Annotated in this window: 3 protein-coding genes and 1 pseudogene; 1 reads left to right on the top strand and 3 read right to left on the bottom strand. The window is 71.1% G+C overall.

Annotated elements, in window-relative coordinates; genetic code table 11:
* Nucleotides 1-138: 138 nt before the first annotated feature.
* The 3 genes and pseudogenes from I5E_RS02700 to I5E_RS02690 all read right to left on the bottom strand — a co-directional run.
* Nucleotides 139-585, bottom strand: a pseudogene (locus I5E_RS02700) (ribose-5-phosphate isomerase); the annotation flags it as partial.
* Complete coding sequence (locus I5E_RS02695; RefSeq protein WP_022905629.1) at nucleotides 582-2321, bottom strand: dihydroxyacetone kinase family protein; 1740 nt, start codon at nucleotides 2319-2321, stop codon at nucleotides 582-584. The gene I5E_RS02695 and the pseudogene I5E_RS02700, both read right to left, overlap by 4 nt.
* 110 nt (nucleotides 2322-2431) lie before the next feature.
* Nucleotides 2432-3676, bottom strand: a complete 1245-nt coding sequence (locus I5E_RS02690; RefSeq protein ID WP_083857838.1) for an RbtT/DalT/CsbX family MFS transporter — start codon at nucleotides 3674-3676, stop codon at nucleotides 2432-2434.
* A gap of 285 nt (nucleotides 3677-3961) precedes the next feature.
* On the opposite strand from I5E_RS02690, the gene I5E_RS02685 reads away from it, so the two are divergent.
* The coding region (locus tag I5E_RS02685) for a sugar-binding domain-containing protein (protein WP_022905627.1) at nucleotides 3962-4794 on the top strand (833 nt) is incomplete at its 3' end.

Genomic DNA, 4794 nt, shown 5'->3' with positions numbered 1-4794 from the left:
GTCGTCGACCATCGCCCGTGCCTCGGACTCGGCGTTCAGCTCGGCGATCGGGGCGTGGATGCTGATGGTCTCGAGGTCGAGCAGCTCGACGCCGTCGACGTCGGCCGCGTCCGGGTCCACGTTGCGGGGGAGCCCGAGGTCGTAGGAGCAGATCGCGGCGACCTTCTCGGCGCTCGCCGACGACGGGTCGAACTCGTACCCGAGCCACTCCTTCGCGAGTCGACGTGCCAGCTCGACACCGATGACCCGCTGGCCCATGCAGAGCACCTGCGCGTCGTTCGAGAGCACCGACCGCTCGACACTGAATGAGTCGTGCGCGGTCACTGCCCGGATGCCCGGGACCTTGTTCGCGCTGATCGCCACCCCGAGCCCGGTGCCGCAGATCAGGATCGCCCGGTCCGCCCTGCCGTCGGCGACCATCCGTGCGGCGTCGACGGCCACGTGCGGGTAGGCGGTGTGTCCGTCGGCATCGACCCCGACGTCCTCGACCGAGGCCACCCGGTCGTCGGCGAGCAGATCGCGCTTGATGACCTCCTTGTAGTCGAAGCCGGCGTCGTCCGAGCCGATCACGAGTCGGTACGTCATGCGTGTGTTCCTTCCAGTCGGTCAGCACGGGTGGCGAGGACCTCGCCGACCCGGGTGAGGATCATCCCCATCGACGTGGCACCCGCGTCGGGGGTGCCCACGCTCTTCTCCGCGAGCGGTCGCGCGCGGCCGATCTTCGGACGCAGCTCGGCGGTCGCGGCCGCCTCGGTGACGGCGATCGCGGCGGCGGCGCGCCATGCGGTCGCGGTGTCCTGGCCGCCCTCGACCCCGGCGCGCAGCGCGTCGACGAAGGGGAGGAGGGCGTCGAGCAGCGTCTTGTCGCCGCGGGAGGCTCGTCCGAGGTGCACGATCGAGTCGGCGAAGGCCTGCGCTGCGTCGACGACGTCCGCGGCCCGGTATGTCTCGCGGTCGTCGCGGAGCGATCGACCGAACGCCTCGAGGGCTGCACCCCAGAGGACACCGGAGGTGCCGCCCGCGAACTCGGCCCACGCGTCACCGGCGCGTCCGATGACGAACGCGACTCCTGCCTCCCGGTCGAGACGGTCGACGGCCCTGCGGGCCGCGCTCGCGCCCTTGACCATGCCGCGGCCGTGGTCGCCGTCACCGGCGACGGCGTCGATGCGGCCGAGTTCCTCCTCGTGCTCGCGCAGCAGCGCCTCGACCGCGACGAGCGCGTCGCGCGCCGTGTCGGCGGCCTGCCGGGAGGCGGTGGTCGCGTCCGGCACCTCCATCGCCTCCGCCGCGGCGTCCTCCACCGCGTCGGCCGGCACGAGCGCTGCGACCGGCGCTGCCACCTTGCGGTACGCGGGCGTGTAGGCGTCGGCACGCCAGTAGCGCTCGAGCTCGTCGTCGAGCCACTGCAGCGTCAGCGAGCACCCGCCCATGTCCAGGCTGGTGACGAGTTCGCCGACCTCGGGCTCGACGACCTCGAGGCCGGCCTCGGTCAGCAGCGGGAGCACACGCCCCCACAGGAGGAAGAGTTCCTCGTACTTCGTGTCGCCGAGTCCGTTGAGGATCGGGGCCACCCGTGTGGCCCCCGCCGGGCGCTCGGCCAGCAGCCGGTCGACGAGGAGCGATGCGAGCTCGCGCGCCGGCAGCAGCGGGACGTCCTCGATGCCGGGCTCACCGTGGATGCCGAGTCCGAGTCCGAGGTGGCCCTCGGGGACGGAGAACAGCGGCTCGGCGGCGCCGGGCATGGTGCAGCCGGAGAACGCGACGCCGATGGTCCGGGTGGCGGCGTTCGCGGCGTTGCCGACGCGCTCGACGTCGTCCAACGATGCTCCCGCCGCGGCCGCGGCACCCATCGCCTTGAAGACCGAGAAGTCGCCCGCGATACCACGACGACGCGCGGGTTCTTCGGCACTCGCGACGTCGTCGGTGACGATGACGACCCGGGTCGGGATGCCCTCGGCGTTCAGCCGTTCTGCGGCGATCCCGAAGTTCATCACGTCACCGGCGTAGTTCCCGAACGTGAGCACGACGCCCCGGCCTTGGTCGGCGGCCTTCGCCACCGAGTACACCTGCGCGGTCGACGGCGAGGTGAAGACGTTGCCGACGACGGCACCGGTCGCGAACCCCGGTCCGACGATCCCGCAGAACGCGGGGTAGTGTCCCGACCCGCCGCCGACGACGACGGCGACCTGGGGCTCGGCTGCGGCGGTGGGGAGCGCCACCACGCCACCGTGGACACCGCGCACGCGGTCGGCGTAGAGCGCGGTCCAACCGGCGAACTGGTCGTCGGCGAAGTCCTCGGGATCGTCGTGGATGGTCGTCATGCTGGTCCTCCGGTGGTGGTGGGTCGTGGGGCCGGGCGGCGTCGGGACGGCCGACACCGCCCGGGGTCGTGCACCGGGTGGCGGCGGGACGGCCGCTGCCACCCGGGAGCTCAGTGGGCCTTGGTGCCCTGCGGGACACGCAGGAAGTGGACCATCACGAACGCGCAGGCGTACAGGCCGACGAAGGTCCACGTGACCGCCTGGCCACCGCCGCCGAGCGCGAACACCGCCGCGACGACACCGGTGCCGAGGAACGCGGCGCCGCCGGCCGCGGTGGTGTACATCGCCATCGCGGCGCCCTTGTGGTCGGGTGCCAGCGCCGGCATGATCGCGCCCATCGGCACGAAGCCGGCGAGCAGGCAGCCGAAGACGCATCCCGCCACGACCGAGAGCACGTACCCCCAGTCCGATCCGGCGGGGACGAGCTGCGGCACGTACCACCAGGCCACGAGTCCGGTCGCCGATCCGACGATGCCGAACCACTTGACGGTGCGCTGCCAGCCGATGCGGTCGCCGACCCAGCCGAACAGGGCGTTGACGAGGATGTTCGTCGCGTACACGCACACCGTCATCAGGAGCCAGCGACCCTGCCCCCACCCGCGGTCGTCGGCGATCACGGCGGGCAGGACGACGAACATGCCGAACTCGGGTGCCGTGTTGATCAGTCGGACGAGGAATCCCATCAGGACCTTCGGGCGGGTGAGGGTGAGGCGGATGCCGCTCGTCAGGACCCGCCAGGCGGTCTCGCCCTCGGGCGCGATCCGGCGGAACCCGTTCGGCAGGCGGACGCCGAAGAACATGACGAGGAAGCCGATCAGGACGAGGCCGATCGAGGCGATCATGGCGCCGGTCTCCCCGCCCGTACCGCCGCCGAACGCCGGGATCGCGCCGATGGCGAAGAGCGAGCCGAGCGTGGGGAGTCCGCCGGTGAACGCCACGTAGAACCAGCCGACGGCCGAGCCGTTCCGCTCGACGGGCGTGGTGATGTTCACCCACACGAGGAACGCGAACGCGAAGAGCGGGTAGCCGAATCCGCGCAGCGCGTACGACACTGCCGCGAACGGGACGCTGCCGAGCGCGAGGGCGACGAGGAACAGTACCTCGAAGACGACCCACACGCCGAAGCCGAGCACCATGACGCGGCGCGGACCGACCAGGTCGGACAGGGCACCGGACACGTACGAGCCGATGAGCGCAGCGAGGCTGTAGAAGGTCACGATCGTCGCGACGGTGGCCTCAGGGCTACCGAGCACGGCGACCATGTGCGGTGTGATGAAGTTCGACTCGACGCCGTTCCCGGTCATGAAGACCAGCACGGCGACGAACCCGAGCGCGAGCGGCTTCGGGATCCCCATCCGGTCCAGTCGCCCCTCTGGGTGGGTTGCTGGCGCAGTGGTCGGGCGTTGGGTCGTCGTCGACATCCTTGACTCCTGTGTCCTGGTGGTCTGCGAACTGCTGATGACTCTACACTGTTGGAACGTTTGTCCAGAACACAATTTCAACCGACGGTCACGGGATCTGCGAGCACGTCGCCGGGCGTGCGCTCCGGTCGGCACTCCACGCGGCGATACGATCGACGTGTCCGCGCGAACCGATCGCTCGTCGACCGGTGTCGGCGACGTCCCGAAAGGCAGTGCCACATGTCCTCCGACATCACCGCGCCGACGGAGGCCGGGCGCACGCGGTTCCCGCTCGACACCGTCTACCAGGCGGCAAGGATGTACTACCTCGAGGACGCCACCCAGGTGGAGATCGCGTCCAGGCTCGGTGTTTCACGGCCGACCGTGAGCCGGCTCGTCGCGGAGGCCCGCCGGGCTGGACTGGTCCGGATCGAGGTCGTCGACCCCTTCCAGGACGAGACCGTCGCGCTCGCCGAACGACTGCAGGTGGTGCTCGGGCTGCACGCCGTCCACCTCGCTGCGGTCACCCATCCGGCCACGCTCGGCGTCGACCTCGCGGGGGCGGTCGCCACGGCCTTCGAGGGCATGGGGCTCACGGCGGGGGACGCCGTGCTGATGTCGTCCGGCCGGACCGTCTACGACGTCGCGCGCGCCGGGATGCCGCGTCTGTCCGGTGTCCAGCTCGTCCCGACCGTCGGTGGTCAGGCCGACCCGATGCCGTGGTTCCAGACCAACGAGATCACGAGGACGGCCGCTGAGCACTCCGGTGCGATCCCCGCCTTCCTCTTCGCGCAGGCGATACCGTCCCCGGCCATGCGGGCCACACTCGACGAGGACCCTGCGTTCCAGCACGTCGTCGGTCTGTGGAGCAGTGCGAAGGGCGCCGTGCTCGGGATCGGCGCGCCGACCGCGACGCGGGACGCGATCGCACGGGGCGTCCCGGTGGAGGATGCTGCGTTCCAGTACGCGGCTGGTGACGTGTGTCTCAACTTCTTCGCGGCCGACGGCTCGGCGATCGAGTTCCCCGGGAGCGATCGGATGGTCAGGACGTCTCGCGAGGTCTTCGCCGGCAT

The organism is Curtobacterium sp. B18, from assembly GCF_000333375.1.
In the GTDB taxonomy this organism is placed as follows: domain Bacteria; phylum Actinomycetota; class Actinomycetes; order Actinomycetales; family Microbacteriaceae; genus Curtobacterium.
The sequence above is the reverse complement of the archived record's forward strand: the minus strand, read 5'-3'. Positions and strand labels throughout refer to the sequence as shown.

Bases quoted from the DNA above. Each gene is read 5' to 3' on its own strand.
- I5E_RS02695 (WP_022905629.1), bottom strand. From the start codon at position 2,321: ATGACGACCATCCACGACGATCCCGAGGACTTCGCCGACGACCAGTTC.
- I5E_RS02690 (WP_083857838.1), bottom strand. From the start codon at position 3,676: ATGGGGATCCCGAAGCCGCTCGCGCTCGGGTTCGTCGCCGTGCTGGTC.